The organism is Luteitalea pratensis, assembly GCF_001618865.1.
GTDB lineage: Bacteria > Acidobacteriota > Vicinamibacteria > Vicinamibacterales > Vicinamibacteraceae > Luteitalea > Luteitalea pratensis.
Genome location: NZ_CP015136.1, coordinates 2422031 through 2441327, shown reverse-complemented (window position 1 = coordinate 2441327; position 19297 = coordinate 2422031). Strand labels below are relative to the sequence as shown.

The 19297-nt window shown below is 67.4% G+C and carries 18 protein-coding genes; 7 read left to right on the top strand and 11 right to left on the bottom strand.

The features are described from left to right. Positions 1-117: 117 nt before the first annotated feature. Complete coding sequence (locus LuPra_RS10030) at positions 118-933, top strand: RraA family protein (RefSeq protein ID WP_157898965.1); 816 nt, start codon at positions 118-120, stop codon at positions 931-933. Between the two features lie 179 nt (positions 934-1112). Here the strand turns inward: LuPra_RS10030 and ric are convergent, their stop codons facing one another. Further along, positions 1113-1832, bottom strand: a complete 720-nt coding sequence (gene ric / locus LuPra_RS10025; RefSeq protein ID WP_110170619.1) for an iron-sulfur cluster repair di-iron protein — start codon at positions 1830-1832, stop codon at positions 1113-1115. Positions 1833-2344: 512 nt separating this feature from the next. Here ric and LuPra_RS10020 point away from each other — a divergent pair. Both LuPra_RS10020 and LuPra_RS10015 read left to right on the top strand, forming a co-directional pair. Next, positions 2345-3037 carry a Crp/Fnr family transcriptional regulator gene (locus LuPra_RS10020; RefSeq protein WP_162271347.1) on the top strand — a complete coding sequence of 231 codons (693 nt, stop codon included), beginning with the start codon at positions 2345-2347 and terminating at the stop codon, positions 3035-3037. After that, entirely contained in the window at positions 3034-3912 is an 879-nt protein-coding gene (locus LuPra_RS10015; protein ID WP_157898964.1) for a 3-keto-disaccharide hydrolase, read from the top strand. The genes LuPra_RS10020 and LuPra_RS10015 overlap by 4 nt, the downstream gene beginning before the upstream one ends. Before the next feature lie 122 nt (positions 3913-4034). On the opposite strand, the gene LuPra_RS10010 is transcribed toward LuPra_RS10015, so the two are convergent. From LuPra_RS10010 to LuPra_RS09980, 7 genes are all read right to left on the bottom strand, one after another. After that, positions 4035-4820 carry a 3-keto-disaccharide hydrolase gene (locus LuPra_RS10010; RefSeq protein ID WP_110170616.1) on the bottom strand — a complete coding sequence of 262 codons (786 nt, stop codon included), beginning with the start codon at positions 4818-4820 and terminating at the stop codon, positions 4035-4037. Between the two features lie 160 nt (positions 4821-4980). After that, a complete protein-coding gene (locus LuPra_RS10005; protein ID WP_234800811.1) occupies positions 4981-5757 on the bottom strand; it encodes a hypothetical protein in 777 nt (258 codons plus the stop codon). Between the two features lie 32 nt (positions 5758-5789). After that, entirely contained in the window at positions 5790-6488 is a 699-nt protein-coding gene (locus tag LuPra_RS10000; RefSeq protein WP_110170614.1) for an ABC transporter ATP-binding protein, read from the bottom strand. Then, positions 6485-7882, bottom strand: coding sequence for a NosD domain-containing protein (locus tag LuPra_RS09995; protein WP_157898963.1), 1398 nt, complete (start codon positions 7880-7882; stop codon positions 6485-6487). Before LuPra_RS09995 ends, LuPra_RS10000 begins: the two co-directional genes overlap by 4 nt. Next, the gene (locus LuPra_RS09990) at positions 7879-8508 is read right to left on the bottom strand and encodes a hypothetical protein (RefSeq protein WP_110170612.1); all 630 of its coding nucleotides are present in this window, start codon (positions 8506-8508) and stop codon (positions 7879-7881) included. Before LuPra_RS09990 ends, LuPra_RS09995 begins: the two co-directional genes overlap by 4 nt. A gap of 102 nt (positions 8509-8610) precedes the next feature. Beyond that, positions 8611-10479 (bottom strand): Sec-dependent nitrous-oxide reductase, encoded by a 1869-nt coding sequence (gene nosZ, locus LuPra_RS09985; RefSeq protein ID WP_110174615.1) that lies wholly within the window; start codon positions 10477-10479, stop codon positions 8611-8613. Between the two features lie 26 nt (positions 10480-10505). Next, positions 10506-11036, bottom strand: a complete 531-nt coding sequence (locus LuPra_RS09980) for a plastocyanin/azurin family copper-binding protein (protein ID WP_234800810.1) — start codon at positions 11034-11036, stop codon at positions 10506-10508. Positions 11037-11481: 445 nt separating this feature from the next. On the opposite strand from LuPra_RS09980, the gene LuPra_RS09975 reads away from it, so the two are divergent. The 3 genes from LuPra_RS09975 (at position 11482) to LuPra_RS09965 (ending at position 14456) form a co-directional block, all read left to right on the top strand. Beyond that, on the top strand, positions 11482-12360 hold the full coding sequence (locus tag LuPra_RS09975; RefSeq protein WP_110170610.1) for an SCO family protein: 879 nt from the start codon (positions 11482-11484) through the stop codon (positions 12358-12360). A 394-nt stretch (positions 12361-12754) separates the two neighbouring features. After that, positions 12755-13774, top strand: a complete 1020-nt coding sequence (locus tag LuPra_RS09970) for a sialidase family protein (protein ID WP_110170609.1) — start codon at positions 12755-12757, stop codon at positions 13772-13774. Between the two features lie 112 nt (positions 13775-13886). Then, complete coding sequence (locus LuPra_RS09965; protein ID WP_157898962.1) at positions 13887-14456, top strand: DUF4136 domain-containing protein; 570 nt, start codon at positions 13887-13889, stop codon at positions 14454-14456. Here LuPra_RS09965 and LuPra_RS09960 read toward each other — a convergent pair whose 3' ends face one another. Together LuPra_RS09960 and LuPra_RS09955 are read right to left on the bottom strand one after the other, a co-directional pair. Then, positions 14457-15164 carry a copper resistance protein B gene (locus LuPra_RS09960; protein WP_157898961.1) on the bottom strand — a complete coding sequence of 236 codons (708 nt, stop codon included), beginning with the start codon at positions 15162-15164 and terminating at the stop codon, positions 14457-14459. It lies immediately after the preceding gene. A 260-nt stretch (positions 15165-15424) separates the two neighbouring features. Next, on the bottom strand, positions 15425-17413 hold the full coding sequence (locus LuPra_RS09955) for a copper resistance system multicopper oxidase (protein ID WP_110170606.1): 1989 nt from the start codon (positions 17411-17413) through the stop codon (positions 15425-15427). Positions 17414-18263: 850 nt separating this feature from the next. Here LuPra_RS09955 and LuPra_RS09950 point away from each other — a divergent pair. Continuing rightward, a complete protein-coding gene (locus tag LuPra_RS09950; RefSeq protein ID WP_110170605.1) occupies positions 18264-18743 on the top strand; it encodes a DUF4112 domain-containing protein in 480 nt (159 codons plus the stop codon). On the opposite strand, the gene LuPra_RS09945 is transcribed toward LuPra_RS09950, so the two are convergent. Further along, the gene (locus LuPra_RS09945) at positions 18728-19231 is read right to left on the bottom strand and encodes a hypothetical protein (protein WP_110170604.1); all 504 of its coding nucleotides are present in this window, start codon (positions 19229-19231) and stop codon (positions 18728-18730) included. The two genes, LuPra_RS09950 and LuPra_RS09945, sit on opposite strands and share 16 nt — an antisense overlap. Positions 19232-19297 lie beyond the last annotated feature (66 nt).

Sequence of the window (19297 nt, the reverse complement as noted above, 5' to 3'; positions counted from 1 at the left end):
CGGCAACCTGCCGCGAGGCAGGCGCCGAGCTGACGCGCGCGCCGTGCGGCGCCGCCGCCCGCCATGGCCAGACCGATGGCCGCGTGTTATAGCACAAGGCGCCAGGAGGCTCGCTTCATGTCCACTCGTTCGCTTACCGCCGCCGTCATGGTCGCCCTCGCCGCGGTGGCCGCTCCCGTGCTCACCGCTCCCTCGTCACCGCAGGCTGCGGCGACGCAAGCGCCAGCGCCCGCAGCTGGCACGTCCGCCGCTGCCCCGCCGGCCCCGACCCAATCGCCGGAGGCCGTAATCTCAGCGCTGCGGAGGCCGGAGAACAGCACGGGCAACATCGCCGACGCCGTCGAGGCGGCCAGCGGCGCCCGTGGATGGATGTCGCCGGACATGAAGCCGATCAGCGCCGGCAAGATCGTCGGGCGCGCATGGACCGCCGTGATGCGGCCGGTGCTCAAGAGCGACACGCGCCCGTATCCCAACTACCTGCTGCAGGTCCTCGACGAGGCGCCGGCCGGCAGCGTGCTCGTCTACGTGATGCAGGACGGCCTCGAGATCGCCGCGATGGGAAACCTGATGGCGACGACGGCCAAGGTGCGTGGCCTCGAGGGGACGGTCATCGACGGCGCGGTGCGCGATGTGACCGAACTCCGGGCGATCGGGCACCAGGTCTTCTCGCGGCGCGTCAGCCCCGCCACTTCTGTCGGGCGCATGGTGAGCGTCTCGAAACAGACGCCCGTCCGCTGCGCCGACGTGATGGTCAACCCCGGTGACTACATCGTCGGCGACGCGGATGGCGTGGTGGTCGTGCCGCAGGGCGCAGTGGCCGACCAGGTGATCGCGCTGCTCAAGGACTACGACGCACGCGAATCGAAGATGGTGCCGATCATCCAGCGCGAGAAGTCGATGCTCAAGGCGCTCGAGATTTACGGACGCTACTAGCCTCCAGCCTACAGCCTGCAGGCTACAGACGAAGCGCACGTAGGCGTCGACCTTCAGGTCGACGCAGGCGATCCGCCGACCTGAAGGTCGGCGGCTACGTACTTCAAGCCTCAAGCCTCAAGCCTCAATCCTCAAGCCTCAAGCCTCAAGCCTCAAGCCTCAAGGGCGAAACGTACCCGTCAGGCGCCAGTGAGCTGTGTCGCCAGCTGCGCGGCCCGTGGGAAGAGGATGTGGTTCTCGAGGTGGACGTGGACGTGCATGTCCGCCTCGAGTTGCGCCAGGCCGTAGTAGAGGCCGCGGAAGGTCGGACAGGCCCAATCCGGTGGCGCATAGCCGCCCGTCAGCTCACGCATGGTCTGCAGGGCGCCGCCGGCCTGATTGTGCTCGGCCTCCATCGCGGCGATGGGCGCGCCGATCCATTTCGCGGCCTGCGGGTCCGATAGCGGCTGCCTGGACTCGAGTGACACGATCAACGGGAAGAGCACGACGTCCTCGCGTTGCATGTGATCGAGCAGGTCGCGCTGCAGGAAGAGAAACGTCTCCTGCAGGGGCAGCAACACTTCCGGCAGGTGATGGCCATGGCGGCTCACGACCTTTTCGAGCATGGCGTCGAGCCGCGGCAACTCCTGCCGCAGGTGCTCGTGATAGCGGCGCTGGATGTGCGCCACGAGGGCCGTCAGTGTCGCGTCTGCCCACGACGGGCCATCGTTCTGCGGCATGGCGACCGCCTCGAGTTCGGCCACCAGGGCATCGGTGTCGATGTGACGTTCAGCGCACACGTCGGCCAGTGGCGATTTGCCGCCACAGCAGAAGTCGATGTGGTGCCGCTGGAACACGGTGATCGTGGCGGGCGCGTGAGTCGCGATGTCGGCGACAGTGGATTCGGCGGTGATGAGCATCGGAGCAGTCCCTCGGACGGGACCCGTGTCCACCGCCGCGACGTGCCGCGGGGTGAACACCGGTCAGCGCAATGTCTGGGGCTAGATTACCGACCCCCACCCGGCGCGTCGTTGCGCAAGCGCAAAGAAACGGGTGCCGGGTGCCGGGTGCCCGGCGTCTCAAGTCTCAGGTCTCAGGTCTCAGGTCTCAGGTCTCAGGTCTCAGGTCTCAAGTCCCAGGTCTCAGGTCTCAGGTCTCAGGTCTCAGGTCTCAGGTCTCAGGCTTGCACAGGACGTTCCTGCGCTTGAGCCAGTCCCTTTGAGATGCGCGTTCGGTGGTAGCGAGCTGGTGTAGGGCCGAACTGGTCGCTTGAGACGTGCGTCCCGAGACTTCAGACCCGTGATCCGGTAGTCGGCAGGCAGCAGCCGGAGCTGGTTCCTTGAGACGTGAGACCTGAGGCCTGTGCCCGAAGGCAGCAGCCCGCAAGGCCGTACGCGTCATGCGTCAGGGGTTAAGCGCTAAAGTGTCGCCAATGCCAATCGCCGCGTCCCTGCTCCGTTCGCGTGTGTTCGACGGGCTCACCGACGCCGAGCGGGCGTGTTGGCTCGACCGGGGAACGACAGCGACGTTCGCTCGCGGGCAGACGGTGGCTCGTCAGGGCGAGCCGGCTCGCTCGTTCTACGTCCTCGAGTCTGGCTTCCTGAAATTGCTCCAGCTGACGGCCGAGGGTACCGAGCTCATCATGCGCTTCGTCGTCCCGGGCGAGCCGTTCGGCGGTGTCGTGGCCCTGAGCGACGCGCCCTACCCCGTGACCGCAGTCGCGGTGCAACCGTCGGTCGTTCGCACCTGGTCACGCGAGACAGTCGCCGACCTGCTCGGCGTCACGCCGCAGGTGCGGGTCAACATCATGCGCGAGATGGCGTCGCACATGACGCACCTGCTGACACGTGTGCGCGAACTGACGACAGCCCGCGTCGACGAGCGTCTCGCGCATACCCTGCTGCGCCTGGCACGGCAATGCGGCCGTCCGACTCCAGATGGCGTGCTGATCACGCAGCGACTCACCCGCCAGGAATTCGCCGACCTGACGGGGACGACGCTCTATACCGTCAGCCGGACGCTGACGAAGTGGGAGTCCATGGGCCTGATCGAGACACGCAAACGGTTGCTGCTGCTGCGATCGCTGGAGAAACTCGAACGGGTCGGAGGCGCGGAGGACGAGTGAACACCCGCCGCCGCACCGTCCTCGGCCTGCTCGCGGCGTCCTGCGTCGTCCCTTGGGCGCAGGTGGCGACCGGCGCCGTGCAGGACGAATGGGCGCCCCTCTTCAACGGTCGCGATCTCTCGGGCTGGGACACGTTTCTCGGCAAGCCACACGCGACCACGGACATGCCGGGGGTTGCGCGGCGGCCCGACGGTACCTACACGGAGGCCGTCGGTTTCAACCGCGATCCGCGCGGCGTGTTTTCGGTGGTCGACATCGATGGCGCGCCAGCTATTCGCATCTCGGGCGAGACCTACGGGGCGTTGATCACGCGGACCGAGTACGACAACTACCACTTGCAGTTCCAGTTCCGCTGGGGCACGCGGCGCTGGCCGCCCCGGCCGGACGCGCCCCGCGACACCGGATGCTGTTACCACTCGGTCGGGTCGCTCGGGGCGAGCTACGGCTTCTGGATGCGGTCGTTCGAGTTCCAGATCCAGGAAGCCGATGTCGGCGACTTCTACAGTCTCGCGGGCGTCATCGTCGACGTGACGGCGACGCCGACCGATCCCGCCAACCCGAAGGGCGACCTGCGCTACGTGCCGACGGCGGCGAAAGTCGTCGGCAGCACCAGGCGCGTCATCAAGGCGGCGACCGTCGAGCGGCCCCTCGGCGAGTGGAACACACTCGACCTGTATTGTCTGGGCCAGACCAGCGTCCACGTCGTCAACGGCCAGACGATGGTGGTGCTCACGGGACTGCGGCAGAAGACAGGCGACGGCGAGGTACCGCTCACGCGCGGCAAGCTGCAGTTCCAGTCCGAAGCCGCGGAGGTGTTCTACCGCGCGATCGCGATCCGCCGCATTCGCGAGATTCCGCGGGAAGTCCTCGCGTAGGCCGAACGGTCTCAGGTTTCAGGTTTCAGGTCTCAGGTCTCAGGTCTCAAGCACTTGCCTGAGACTTGAGACGTGAGACGTGGCGCTAGCCTGTAGGCCGCAGGCTGCAGGCTGATTGGCCCCTACCTGACGAGAATCGGCCGCAGGGCCCGGACGTGGATGTTGCGGAACGCGACCGCGCCATGATCTCCCTGGAGCATGAGCGGATGGGCGGCGGCTTCCGGCAGGTCGAGGGCCGAGCGCGTCGGTCCGGCCACGTCCACGTCACTCTGCACCAGTTGTCCATTCAGCAGCACGCGCAGGAAACGCGCCGGCTCGATCTTCTTGCCGGCGCCATCGAAGCGCGGCGCACGGAACCACGCCTGGTAGGACTGCCATTCGCCGGGCCGCCGGGCCGCGTTCACGCGCGGCGCGGAGCCGCCGACGCCCCGGTTGTCGATCCACTGGTGATAGATGCCGCCGAGGTCCGACGATGTCGCGGGTTCGGTGTTGCCCCAACTGTCGAGGATCTGCATCTCGTACAGCCCCTGCAGGTAGACGCCCGAGTTCGAGCCCTTGGGGAGCATGAACTCGAGGTACAACTCGATGTCGCCGAACGCGCGCGTCGTGCAGAGATTCGCTGTCTTGCCGGTGGGCCCATTCAGGATGACGCCACCTCCCGTGCCCCGACCAGCCAGTTGCGTCGGGCCCAGGATGCGCTCGTAACGAATCGCGCGAACCGGCCGCCACTCGTTGGTCGCATTCCGATCGCAGGCCCGCCACCCGGCGAGCGACGCGCCGTCGAGCAGCGGTTCCCATCCGTCCTCGAGCATGAACGGCGGATCGCCATGCGCATCGCCATCCTGGATCACGGAGACGGCCGGCGTCTGGACGAGCAGGGCGAGCGCGAGCAGCAGCAAGGCACGCATGGGCGGAAGTGTAGCCTCGGGAGGCTACGGCCTGCAGCCTGCAGCCTACATGCAGCCTGTAGGCCGTAGGCTCCCGCCTCCCGCGTCTCAAGTCTCAGGACTCAGGCCGTAGGCTGCAGCCCGTCCCGGTGCCCGGAACCCGGTACCCGGTGCCCGTTTCCTAGAGATCAAGCCGGCGTCTGGCCCCTGCAACGCCGGCGACAAACGTGACCGTCGCCCACGCCGAGAGCATCAGGCCGAGCCACAGTCGGCCGTGTCGGAGCCACCACCCCGCCAGCAAGCCGCTGCCGATCCCGGCAGGCGCGGTCTGCTCCAGGCTGAAGATCATCGTCACGCGCAGCGCCGACAGCGGGTTGAGCATCAGCGGCAGCACCCAGGCAGACGCGTGCTCCTGCACCCACGGTGCGCCAGACAACGCGAGCAGTACGAGGTCCATGCCGAACAAGAGGCAGAACCAGAGGGCCAGTGCGAACAACAGGCCACGCACGTGATCGCGCACCCAGAAGCCGACCGCGAGGCCGATCAGCGCGAGCACGATGCACACACCCGCCGCGGCTGCGACAACCATGCCGAGCGAAGTCGAGATGCCGTTGGTGAGCACTGTGGGGAGCACCAACAGCAGCGACGCCGGGGCGAGGATGGAGATCAACGCCGCGGCCTTGCCGGCCAGCCACACCGCACGCGAGACCGGCTGCGTGAAGAGGAGGGGGAACTCGTCGGCGTCGCCTTGCGCGGCACTCAGGCCGAGCAGCAACGACGAGAGCGACAGGCAGTACAGGACGGCCTGCAGTACCCACGCCGCCGCCGACTGCTCCGCCGCGTCCGGCGTGAAGAGCGGCAGGCTGCCGACGAGTGCGCACAGGGCAAGGTGGACGTGGAGGAAGCGGTTGAGGCGCTGCTCCGCGATCTCGCGGCCGAACGCGGCGTGAAGCGTCATGAAGTGAGCCCCGGAAGACATCGACACCTCCATCACACCGCGTGCGCGAGCACGGGATGCGGCAGGGAGAAGGGAAAGGCCTCACGCAGGCGCGAGGAGGGCAATTCGCGGGTGACACGGCCGCCCTCGAGCACGAGGCAACGATCGGCCTGGCCGTCCCACTCGCCGAGCAGGTGCGTGGCGACCAGCACGGTGGCGCCGCGACGCGCGGCTGCATGGAGTTCCGCGTGCAGGAAGCGCCGCCAGTCCGGATCCAGGCTCAGACCGGGCTCGTCGAGCAACAGCACCGGTGCGTCCGGCAACGAGAGCACCGCAAGAGCGAGCCGTTGCCGCGTTCCACCGGACAACTTCCCGGTGGCGTGCCCGCGCACCTCCTGCAGTTGCCAGTGCTCCTGCACCGCCGCGATGCGCGATGCCGGCAGCCCGCGAAGGCGCGCGTAGAACTCGAGGATTTCGCCGGCGGTGAGTCGCGCGTGGAAGCGGGGCGACTGCGGCAGGAACGACAATTGCCCGAGCGCGGCCATGCGGGCGGTCGCGAGATCGGCGCCTCCAATCACGATGCGCCCGGCGTCTGGCGACGACAACCCGCACAACTGGCGCAGCGTCGTCGTCTTGCCGCTGCCATTGGCACCGACGAGCAGGGTGACCTCGCCCGGGCGAGCATCGAGCTCGAGAGCATCGAGGACGCGCTGGCGCCCGTACGACTTGGACAGTCCGTTGATGGTGATCATGGCCGTGTGGGTTGGACGAGCGGCGCGGGATCGTGGACCCCGGGCAAGCCCGGGAGCGCGATGCGCGCGTGGACGAAACGCAGGAGCCGTTCGCCGGGGCTGCCGGCTAGCAGGCCGATGACCGGGAACTCACGCCGGAGCTTCCCGAAGAGATCGAGTTCGCGATGGGGCACGTCGGCGATGCCGTCACGATCGAGATCGAGCATGACCGCGCCTTCCCAGTAGTTGCCGCGCCCATCGATGGCCCAACGGCTGGTCAGGTTGCCGCCGGTGGTTTCCACCGTGTGCAGGTTGCCGGTGAAGCGGTTCCCCGCGAAGTCATTGCCGTCGGAGCTGTCCGAGGCATGGATGCCGATGTGGTTGCGCGCAATCGTGTTGTCGAGAAGCCGATTGCCGTGGCCACTCTCGAAGAACACGCCGACGGTGTTGCCGACGATCTCGTTGGCCTCGAGCGTGGTGCTATCGACCGTCTGCAACAGGATCCCGTACGAGCGATGGCCCTGGTTGGCGAGAAACCGGTTGTGGCGCAGGACGATGCCCTTCGAGTTCATGAGCGCCGCACCTGCCGCATTGTCGCGGAACACGTTGCCCTCGAAACGGTTGTCGTCCGAGTACATGTAGTGCAGGCCGTAGCGGACGCCCTCGATCTCGTTGTCGCGCACCTCGGTGCGATCGACGAACGAGAAGTACACACCGTCGCGCGTGTCACGGATGGTGTTTCGCGCCACCACGTGCCCTGACGAGTTCCAGATGTGGATCCCGTTGCCGCGCTGATTCTGGTTGAGCGACACTTCGCACAACTCGCCCTCGGAGGGCTTGGGCGCCGACGAGAACGGGTCGATGGGCTGCAGCACGGTGCGCGTGCCGAGGATGGTGTTGCCCTCGATGCGGACGCCGTTGGCCTGGCGCACGTACACGCCGTGCAAGGCATCGTGAATGCGGTTGTTGACGATCACTGCGCGGTCGCCCGAGACGTGCACGGCCGCGTGGTCCTTGCCGAGGTCGAGACCGGAGCCGCTGATCTCGAAACCGTCGATGGTGACGTCGGCCGCACGCACGGCGATGGTGTGCGTCACGCCATCGCCCACGAGGTGCGCGCCGGCATCGCCGTGCAGGCGCATCGCACGTTCGATCACGAACGGGCCCCGATACTTGCCCGCCGGCACTGCGATTTCGGCTCCAGCGGGTGCCTCCGCGAGGCGCTGCATCAGCCAGGAGGTGCGATCAGTGCCTTGACGGGAATCGGGAGTCGGGCGTCGGGAGTCGGGCGTCGGGAGTCGAGACTCGGTATTCGAGGATCGCCCATGGGCGGCGCCGGGGTGTCCGACGGTAGCGCCGCGCTGTCCCAGCCCGGCGACGACGAGCAATGCGACGGCGAGCAGTTGGACCTTCACCGCTGGTCCCTTCGCGCTTCGCGGATGGAGGTCCACAGCGCTGCGACGAGCAGCAGCACGAAGCCGGCCATGCAGAACGTGCCGGCCAGCGGCAGGCTGGTCTGGACGAAGTTGGCGATCTGCTGCGAGCCGATCACGACCGGCATGAACGGCGTGATCTTCATCGGCGCGTGCGGATCGAGATGATGGCCGTAGCTGTACAGCCGATAGGCGAAGCTGGCCAGCGAGAACGCCCCGAAGTAGGAAAAGAGCACCGCCAGGTCGACGAGGCCCATGATGCGGCCGACGACCACGGCGCGCAGGCCCAACAGTGCGAACACGCCGAGCGCAAACGGCATCACCTTCATCTCGAGGAAGTCGGCCTGCACAATCGGCTTCATTCCGATGTAGTGATTCAGCGTGTTGATCTCGGCCAGGTCCTGGCCAGCGTTGCCCGCCACGATCTGGTACGCGTACATGTCGAGGGTCAGCCCCTCGGCGTACTGCGGTGCGACCAAGCTGATGCGCCAGAGCGGCAGCGCCGCCCCGGCGAGCAGCACGATGATCCCCACAAGCAGGAGGCCCCGCCCGGCGAAATTCACCGGGCGGTCCAGGATGCGATGCATGGCCGAGAGGCGCGCGTTCATTGAGGTACCTGAGACTTGATGCCTGAGGCTTGAGGCTTGAGGCTTGAGGCTTGAGGCCTGAGGCCTGAGACCTGAGACCTGAGACCTGAGACCTGAGACTGTTTACGGTTTCACCGCGAGATAGCCCTGCATCTCCTGATGCAGCGCCGAGCAGAAGTTCGTGCAGTAGAAGGGAAAGACACCGGCCTTTGCCGCCTTGAACTTCACCGTCTTTGTCTCGCCCGGGTCGACCACGACGTTCATGTCGTGCTCGATGATCCCGAGGCCGTGAATCATGTCGGTGGTCTGCTCGACGTTGGTCACGTGGATGGTGATCTCGTCACCTGCGCGCGCCTCGATCTTGTCCGGGACGAACCGGCTGCGAATCGCCATCATCTTCACTTCCACCTTGTTGCCGTTCCGGGTCACGCTCGCCTGCGAGGCCTCCCACACCGCGTTGGAGTCCGTGTTCTCTGCCTTCGGGTAGACCTCGATCGGTGCGATCGTGTCGACTTTCAGGATCTGCGCGAAGTGCGGCTCTGGTTCGGTGTACGCCTCGTACAGCATCGACATCTTGTTGCCGCTGATGTCGATCAACTGGCTGCTCTCCGGCTGCGACGGGCCAACCGAGACGTGGCGGCCCTTGGACAGCTTGTTCATGGCGACCAGGTACCTGCCGTAGGGCTCCTTGGTATCGCTGCCGCCGACCACGAGGTGGCCGATGTTGAAGTGGACCGGGATCTTGTCGATCACGATCGTGTTGAGGTCCTTCTTCTGCGCGTCGGTCCAGGGCGGCAACGTCCACTTGGCGACTGCGGACTCGACGTACAGCGACGTGTACGCGTTGCCCTTGCCGTCGTACTGCGTATGCAGCGGGCCGAGACCCACCGGCACTTCACCCTCGAGCACGGCCTCCGGCTTGATCACCGGGATGCCGCGCACGTCGCCATCGAAGGTCTTGGCGGCGATGGCCTTCTGGATCTTCTCGAAGTCGAACACGCTGGTGACTGGCTGCAGCTTGCCCGACGCGGCGATCCAGCGGCCGGACGGGTCGGTGTCGATCCCGTGCGGCGACTTCGGCACCGGCAGGAAGTAGATCACGCCGGGCACCTTCGCCGGGTCGATCACCGGCACGCCGTCCATCAGCGTCGCCTTGCCGTCCTTGACGGCCTGTTCGGCCGCACGCCAATTGACGATCGCCGCGTAGTCGCGCTCGCCCTGCGTCGCCGTCGCCTCGAGCGTCTCGTGCGCCATCTCGGAGTTGTAAGACGTCCAGAACGCCCAGCCCGAGCTCGGGCCCTTGCCAGTGGATCCGAGATCCCAGTTGAACGGGGGCGTCAGGACCTGCCAGCCGACGCTCATTTCGCCGGTCTTCTGGTCGACCTTGATGCCGCTGACCATGCCGTTGTATTCCGTTTTGTAGGTGGACGGATCGGCGTAGCGGCCCTTGGGCAAGGGCACGGAGAAGCGCGAGGCCACAAGCACGTATTCGCTGTTCTCGGTCACGAACGACGAGCCGTGGTTCCCGCTCGAGTTCGGAATCGGCCCGAGGATTTGGCGCGTCTTGAAGTCACGCAGGTCGATGCGCGCGATGCGGTTGTTGGCGTTGTCGTTGACGAAGAGCCAGCGGCCGTCGTACTTGCCGTCGCTTTGCGACAACCCGGGGTGGTGTACGTCTCCCCAGGTGAACTTGCCCATCATCGACTTGGACTCCACGTCGAAGCCGTAGCCGGTGGCCGGGTAGGGCGCAAAGACGGGAATCGTCGAGATGTGTCGCATCGACGGGAGGCCGGCGACGTAGACCTGGCCCGAGTGACCACCCGAGTAGAACAGGTAGTACTCGTCCTTCGCTCCAGGCGCGACGAACGACTTCGCGGCCACGGAGGTGTCGCTGTTTGCGGCCTTCGTGCTGCCTGGAGGGTTGCAGCCGGCAGTCACCATGAGGGCGGCGGCGAGACTGCCGCCGACGAGGACTGTAACGCGCGTAGACATCTGAAAGTCCTTGCTTGGGATGAAGGTCACTGCACGATCAGCACGCCACGCATGCCGACCTGGTAATGCCCGGGGAATGAACAGAGGAACTCGTAGCGACCGGGGGTGGTCGGCGCGGTGAACGTGACGGTGTCGCGTTCTTTCGGGCCGAGCAGCTTCGTGGCGGCGAGGATCTTGCCGCCGTTGGTCGCACGCGGCACGTAGTCGGTGGTCACGGCCTCGGCTGACGCTACGAGGAACGGCTGGATGTCGACGCCGGACGCCAACAGCAGCCAGTTGTGCCCCATGGAGAACTTCGGCGTCGTCCCGATGTTGACGAGCGTGACACTGAGCTTCTCGCCCGGCTTGGCGACGATCTCGGTCACGCTGAACTTCATCGTGTCGTTGCCGGTGATCTCGATGGCGCGGCCGTCGTGGACCTGATTGGCGGGGGCGCTGGAGCTGGAAGAGGGAGCCGTAGCCGCGGGCGCGGGGGCGTCGGATTTCTCCGTAGGCGCTGAACACCCGGCAACCGCGGTGGATATGAGGAGAGCAAGAAGAGCGAAGTATCGGGTCATGGACATCCTTCCTGCGATGCAGTCTTTTCCGGCGTGACCGGCCGCGTCTTTGTCGCAGAGCAATAAACACGGGCACCGGGAATCGGGAACCGGGTACCGGGTACCGGGTACCGGGTACCGGGTGCCGGGCACCGGAACGCCGAACGTCGTACGTCGACTCGACCGGGAGTCGGGAGTCGGGAGTCAGGTGTCGGGAGTCGGGAGTCAGGTGTCGGGAGTCGGGAGTCGGGAGTGTCGCCGGCTGGTATGGCAGCGTAAGCGCCGAACGTCGACTGACGGTCGACCAAGGTCGACCGCTACACCACAGCGGGCCGAGTATCTCCACAAGAGTCGGGTTTCGACATTCCCGGCATTCGCGGCATTCCGGCATTCCGCGGCCGCGGCAGCGGACGCGGAGTTGCGCGGGCGCAAAGACAGGGGTCACGCGCGCGGGCAGACTCGTGACATGACGACCAGACGACTCCTCGGCGTGCTGCTGGTGGTGATGATGATGACGGCGGCGGTGGCGCGCTCGCGACAGGCGGCGCCGGGCCCAGCCGCACAGACGTTCACCGTGGTCGGCGTGGTGACCGCCGCGCCGGCGGCTGGCCGCGTGATGGTGTCCCACGAGGCCATCGAGGGCTACATGCCAGCCATGACGATGCCGTTCGCGCTGGTGCCGGGCGAATCCGTGCCGTCCCTGACGCCGGGCGGTCGCGTCCGATTCACGCTCCGGGTCGACGACGGCGCCGCGCGTGCGACGGCGTTCCAGGTGGTCGGGCGCGACGAGCGGGTGGCCGCGGCCCTGCGTGGCGCGCCGCAAGCCACGTCGTCTCGCCTGCGTCCCGGCGATGCGCTGCCGGACGTGTCACTGCTGACCGAGGCCGCCCTGCCCTTCACCACGAGCGACCTGAAGGGGCACGTCACCGCGGTCACGTTCATCTTCACCCGCTGCCCGATGCCGGAGTTCTGCCCGCTGATGGTGAAACGGTTCCAGCAGGTGCAGCGCGCCGTCGCGAATGACCCGGCGCTTGCCGATGCGAGGCTGCTGGCCGTGTCCCTCGACCCCACGTTCGACAAGCCCCAGGTGCTCAGCGCCTACGCCAACGCCATGCAGGCCGACCCGGCGCGCTGGAAGTTCGTCACCGGTAGTCCGGCAGAGATCCAGCGCCTGACGCGGGCGTTCGCCATCCACGTCGAACGTAATGGCGTGCTCCTCGATCACACGCTGGCGACGGCGGTGGTGGGCCGGGACGGGCGCGTGGTCGAGATCTGGCGCGGCAACGGTTGGTCCTCGGACGAAGTTCTGAAGACCATGCGCGAGACCACGTCGCGCACCGAGTAGGCGGGCCTCTGTCGTAGCCGTCGACGTGGCCGGGCCTTGCCCTTCGGCGTTCCGCGTTCCGCGTTCGGCGTTCCCCCAAACGTAGCCGTCGACCTTCAGGTCGACGGGCAACCGAGCTTCCATGCCCTGACAATGACCGCCGAGCCTTCCATGTCCTGACGATGACCGCCGGACTGACTCGTGCGCCGAAGCCTTGGCGAAGGCGGAAGCCCGGCGGCTACGTCCGATGTAGGCGTGCTGGCCGTCAACTGGCGCGCCAGAGCCGTCGACCGTCGGGTCGTAGCCGTCGACGTGGCTGGGGCCTTGCCCTTCGGCGTTCAGCCTTCCGCGTTCGGCGTTCCCCCAAACGGTGGCATCGAGTGCCACATCTGCCGCTGGACGCTAAGATGGTCGCGTGCTCATCACGCTTCTCGCGCTCCTGATCGGCGTCGGCCCGGCCGTGCCCGGCCAACAACCGCAAATGGCCCACGACGGCGACCGCACCTTCCTCGTCCTGGCCCGCGAGCAGCAGGTCGCGATCCTGCGGTCGGCCGATGCGGGGCGCAGCTTCCACGAGGTCGCGCCCATCCGCGTCGAAGGGCACATGGCCGCGGGGATGCACCGTGGCCCACGCGTCGTCGTGACCCCGACCGCCGTCCTCGTCACGGTCGTCGCCGGCGCCCAGGGGGGCGGCAAGGACGGCGACATCGTGCTGTATCGCTCGGTCGACGACGGCGCGCACTGGTTGGCGCCGGTGATCGTCAACGATGTTCCTGGCGCCGCGCGCGAGGGGTTGCACGGCATGGCGGCGACACCCGACGGACTCGTCATGCTCACCTGGCTGGACCTGCGGGACACGGGGACGCGCCTCTATGGCGCCGTGTCGCGCGACCACGGCGCGACGTGGAGTCACGACACGCTCGTCTACGCGTCACCCGACGCGACCATCTGCCAGTGCTGCCATCCCTCGGTCGCGGCCGATGCGACGGCGGGACTGGCGGTGATGTTCCGCAATCACATCGCTGGCTCGCGCGACCTGTACGTCACCCGCTCGACCGACGGACGCAGTTTCACGCCGGCCGAGAAACAGGGGAAGGGCACCTGGAAGCTGGAGGCCTGCCCCATGGACGGCGGTGGCGTCGTCGTCGGCGCCGATGGCGTTTCGAGCGTCTGGCGCAGGGACAACGCCATCTTCCTCGCCACGCCTGGCGTGCCGGAACGCCAGATCGGGTTCGGGCGCGACCCGGTCCTGTCGGCCTCGCCTGGGGTGCTCGACATCGCCTGGACCACCTCCGACGGCATCTTCCTGCAGCGCGGCACCGCAAGCCGTCTCATCGGTGTCGGCAAGTTCGCGGCACTCCTCGCCTTCCCCTCGCATTCGCTGCTCGCGTGGGAACAGCAGGGCAAGGTCGTCACGCAGGTCGTGCCGCGCTGAGAGCGCGGCCGTGGTCAAATAGCGGGGAAGAGCCGGGTGCCGGGTACCGGGTACCGGGTACCGGGTGCCGGGAATCGGGAATCGGGAATCGAGGCAGGGAATGATGCGTAGCGTGCGATTGCTGGTGGCGCTGGGAATGGTGGCGATCGCCACTCCGCTGGTGATGGCGGCCAAGGCCAAGATCTCGGTCAACATCAACGAGAAATTCTCGTTCGCGGGACCCTTCACCTACGCGTGGACGGCGCCGACGGGCGAAATCAAGATGCTGCAGGTCGCCGAGAACAACCCCGACCGGTGGCGTCTGATGTGGGATCCCACCATCGTCAGTTCGGTCAACCGCGAGCTCGCGGCCCGCAAGTACACCCCGGCCCCGCTCGAGACAGCCGACATCAAGGCGACCTACTACATCCTGATCGGACCCGATGTCGCCTCGCAGAAGATGGGCCAGTTCATGGCGCCGACGATGGAATGGGGACTGCCGCCGTTCCAGGGCGTGGCAACGTCGTACAGCATCGCGGAGCGAGGCTCGCTCGTCATCGACCTCTACTCGCAATCGCGCAAGCTCGTGGTCTGGCGCGGGATGATCCAGGCCAATATCAACCTCGAGCGGAGCGATGCGCAGCGCAACGCGTCCATCTCGGACGCGATCGGCGACCTGTTCAAGAAGCTGCCGACGAAGTAGTCAGAACCAGACACGCACGCCCGTGACCAGGCGCGGCGCCCCATTGGGCACGTCCGCGTCGTGGTCCAGGTCCGCGGTGCCACCGAACGCCCGCAGCCACGACACGCCGACATACGGGGCGAACTCGCGGGTGAACTGGTAGCGCAGGCGGATGCCGGCCTCGCCCGTGCTCAGGCCGCTGCCGACGCCAATCGACGCGTTCGGCTTCCCGTACACGTCCATCTCCATCACCGGCTGCAACACCCACCGGTTGGTGATCAACACGTCGTAGCCGACCTCGACGTGGGCCGCTGTCTGGCCCTCATCGGACAGATACGCGGTTGCCTCGACGTCGAAGAAGCCGGGCGCCAGGCCCTGCACGCCGACGGCCAGCCATGTTTGCGCGCCGGGCTGGAGATCCTGGCGGACACCGGCAACCACGTTCCACCAGCGCGCCACGGCTCGACCGTACAGCAGGTGCACGCGGGCCGCGTCCATGCCGCTGCCCACGCCATCGCCCTCGGTCCGGAACCACACGCGATTGATGTCGCCGCCGACCCATCCCGTGTTGCTCCACGACAGCGAGCCTGGCCCATTGCCGGCACGCCATTCGAGCTGATCGAACAGCACGAAGCCGTTGATCCGCTGATCGTGGGCCGCATGGCCCTGGACGTCCGGAAACGCCGCGCGACGCATCTCGTCGCTGACGTCAGGGATCCAGGGCGGCACGATTACGCTGGCCGGCGGCGGCGCCGATTCGATGTGCCCCCTCGGCGCAGGTCGGTCGTCGTCTGCTTCTGCGGTGTGCTTCCTGCGCTCCTGCGCTCCTGCGCTCCTGAGCTCCTGGCCTCCTGAATTCCTGCGGTCCTGACCTGCGGTCTCTGCCTTGTGTTCCTGGGATCCTGAGCTCCTGTGGTCCTGATCCTGTGCCCGTGCGATGCCCGCCAGCACAAGGCAGAGCGACATCGCCGCGAGCGGGCGGGCGACGGTCATGACTGGCCGCCCTCCACCACGTGCACCTCTCGCATCATCCCGGCTTCCATGTGGAACAACATGTGGCAGTGATACGCCCACCGGCCCAACGCGTCGGCGGTGACGCGATACGTGCGCCGCGTGCCCGGTGGCATGTCGATGGTGTGCTTGCGCACCATGAACTGCCCCTCGTCGTCCTCGAGGTCGCTCCACATGCCGTGCAGGTGGATCGGATGCGTCATCATCGTGTCGTTGACGAGCACGACGCGCACGCGCTCGCCGTAGGTGAGCCGGATCGGTTCGGCGTCGGAGAATTTCTGCCCGTTGAACGACCACGCGAAACGCTCCATGTGGCCGGTCAGGTGCAGTTCGATGGTCCTTGTCGGCTGGCGTCCGTCCGGGTCCTCGAAGGTGCTGCGCAGATCGCCGTAGGTGAGCACCCGACGGCCGTTGTCACGCAAGCCGATGCCCGGATCGTCGAGGCGCGACACCGGCAGCATCGTCTGCATGTCGACGAGCGGATTGCCCTGCTCGCTCGCGGGATGCGCCTGCATCGTCATCGCCGCGTGCCCACCGTGCTGGTCGGGCTTCGGCGCTCCATGTCCCGCGTGTGGGTCAACGTTCGCATCGGCCTTCGCGGCAGCGTCGGGCGCCTTGTTTTCCTGCGTTCCTGAGTTCCTGTGATCCTGCACTGGGTTCGGCGTTCGGACGTTTGCTTCGACGGGCGCGCCCTGGGCCGGCATCGTGTGGCCCGCATGCGGGTCGACGTTCGGCGTTCGGCGTTCGACGTTTGCTTCGGCGTTCGGCGTTCGGCGTTCAGCGTTCGTCCCAGTCCCTTGATGCCCCCCGTGTCCCATGTCGCCCACTGTGAGCACCGGACGGGGATCGAGTGCAGGGACGCTGGCCTGCAGCCCGGGACGAACGGCGAGCGTGCCGCAGGCCATGCCCGTGCGATCCATGGCCTGCGCGACGATCGCGTAGGCGTCCTGGCCTGAGGGCTCGACGATCACGTCGTAGGTTTCGGCGACCGCGATGCGGAATTCATCGACGGTCACCGGGCGCACGGGCATGCCGTCGGCAGCGACGACGGTCAGCGTCAGGCCCGGAATGCGCACGTCGAAGTACGACATCGCCGATCCGTTGATGACGCGCAGCCGCACCCGCTCGCCTGGCTTGAACAGGCCGGTCCAGTTGCCCGCCGGCGCGGTACCGTTCAGCAGGTACGTGTAGGTGGAGCCGGTCACGTCGGCGAGATCGCCGGCACTCATCCGCATCTGTCCCCACGCCACGCGGTCCGCCATCGTCTCGGACCAGCCCTTGTCGCGCAGGTCGCCAACGAGATCGACCAGCGTGCGCTGGCGCCAGTTGTAGTAGGTCGATTCCTTCTTCAGCTTGCGAAAGACGCGCCGCGCGTCCTCGTCGGTCCAGTCGGTGAGCAGCAGCACGTGCTCGCGGTCGTAGGAGACGGGGTCGGGATCTCGTGGGTGGATGACGATCGGCCCGTAGAGTCCCTGCTGCTCCTGAAAGCCCGAGTGGCTGTGATACCAGTACGTGCCCGCCTGCAGGACGGGGAATCGATACGTATAGCCGCCGCCCGCGGGGATGCCGTCGAAGCTGAGGCCGGGGACGCCGTCCATGTTCGCCGGCAGGACGAGCCCGTGCCAGTGAATCGAGGCGACCTCGTCGAGCGTGTTGCGAACGCGCATGGTGACCACGTCGCCCTGGCGCCACTGCAGCAGCGGCGCGGGCAGCGAGCCGTTGACGGTGATCGCAGAGCGTTGGGCGCCCGTGAAGTCGACACGCGACCGACCAATCTCGAGATCGAAGTCACGCCCCTGCAACACCTGCGGCGGCACGGCGGCGCTGGCCGGTGAGGCCATGCCCCAGGCAGACGTCGGCGCGCGCAGCGCCCCCGCCGCGGCGACGACGCCGCCGGCGGCGAGGCCGCGTACGAACGTGCGGCGTGACAGTTGTTGCGAGGCAAGTGCTCGGTGCTCCGGGCTCATGACGAATGCTCTCCAGTTCGGCCAGCCGCGGATCGGACACGCGGTTACGCTCGCGCTGCTCGCGAAACACGCGTGCGCCCGGGACATACAGGAACCGCTGGAAGCGATCAGATCCGCAGCGCGAGGGAGAAGCCGGAGACGTGCCTTGACGTCTGCGTCCGTACCGGGCGAGTCAACGGGGCTGGTCGCCCTGGACTCGTCGACTCTGACACGTACGGGGCCACGGAGGTGGCCGCCATCGGCTGCGACAGCCGGGGGCCTTCGGATACGCCCGGCGAGGTCAGTGCCGCAGGGTGCTGGCACTGATGCCACGCCGCGCTATCGAAGAGGGCTGACGTGGGAGGGACTCGGCGGTCCGGCGCAGATGCCACGTTGTCGTGGCACGGAGTAGCAGACTGCGCTTGTGGGGCGCGAGGGCGGCCTGCGGCCAGGCCATGCCTCGTGGTGCCCAGATCAGGACACGACAGCGCGCAAAGCACCGGTGCCATCGGCGACACGAGCATGGTCAGGAGGAGCACGAGTCCCGCCCCGACACGACCCCAGGCAGACATCATCACCAGTATAGACACGCTGGTGATGCGCGCGGCGACAGCGTCGAGCAAGCTCGACGCCTACACTCAACTCTGGTGTAGCTGTCGACCTTGGTCGACAGGGAACAGCGTTCGGCGTTCGACGTTCGGCGTTTTCTTCGTAGCCGTCGACCTTGGTCGACGGGAGGCCCGATCGGGAATTCCGGAGTCGGGAGTCGGGAATCGCGGATCGCGAGGGTCGCGCCGGGCTGTCCCCTGGGCGCTGAAGCCTTGGCGGAGGCGGCCAGCCCGGCGTTTGCCGTGCCGCGTACACTCGCGGCATGGCCCTCCCGCCGCCGCGGCAGATGGACGATGCGCACCTCGAGCGCCTGCGGCGCTGGAGCGAACTGCTCGATCAGGCGTTCCGCATTCCGGGCACCAACATCCGCTTCGGTTGGGACGTCATCGTCGGGTTGATCCCCGGCATCGGCGAGTTGAGCAGCCCACTGTTCGGGACGCTGCTGCTGATCCAGGCCTACCGGATGCGGGTGCCGGCCATCGTGCAGGCCCGGATGGTGATCAACGCGATGGTCGATGCACTGCTCGGCCTGGTGCCGGGGCTCGGCAACGTCGCCGACATCTTCTGGAAGGCCAACACCTGGAACATGCGGTTGCTGGATCGGCACGCCCGGCCGGGCGTGCCGCACTCGCGCTTCGACGCGCTGTTCGTGTGGGGCTGCATCCTGCTGCTGTTGGCCGCGGCGGCGATTCCCGTGGCGCTGGCCGTGTGGGTCGCCGCGTGGCTCTATTCGCTGGCCTGAGCGGCGCCGCTGGCACCGGCGTCCAGCGTCGCCAACGGCCGGTTGCCCCAGTCGCGCCTCGACAGCACCCTGTAGAACGCCCCCCCGAAGCGGGCGCCGACCTGTGTGCCGGCCGGCGGCGCGATCTCGAACACGAACACCAGCCTGGCGCCGGCGAGATGCGCCAGCCACTCCTCCCATGTCACGGCGCGAAATCGCGAGGCGCCCGGGAAATTGAAGCGCAACCCCGAGCCCTGATCGTTGACGACCACTGTGGCCGGTCCGCTCGCCGTGGCCTCACCGGTCGCGGGCTCGGCGCCGTGATGTTCGGCCCACGCCTTCACCAGGCACTCGTCGCACGTGCCGACAAGGTGCGCCGCGGCGCCGGCCGCGCCCTCGAGGGCCGTGTCGGCGGGCTCCTGCGGGTGATGCGTGGAGGTGGAGTGCTGTCGGGGCTTCTGCTCGAGCTTGAAGCCAGGCGCCGGCGGTCTCGGCGAAGGGGGCTGCATACGGCTCCACGTGCAACGAGGATGCCGCGGGCCGCTGCCTGACTCTGCTGGCCCTCTTGCGATGGC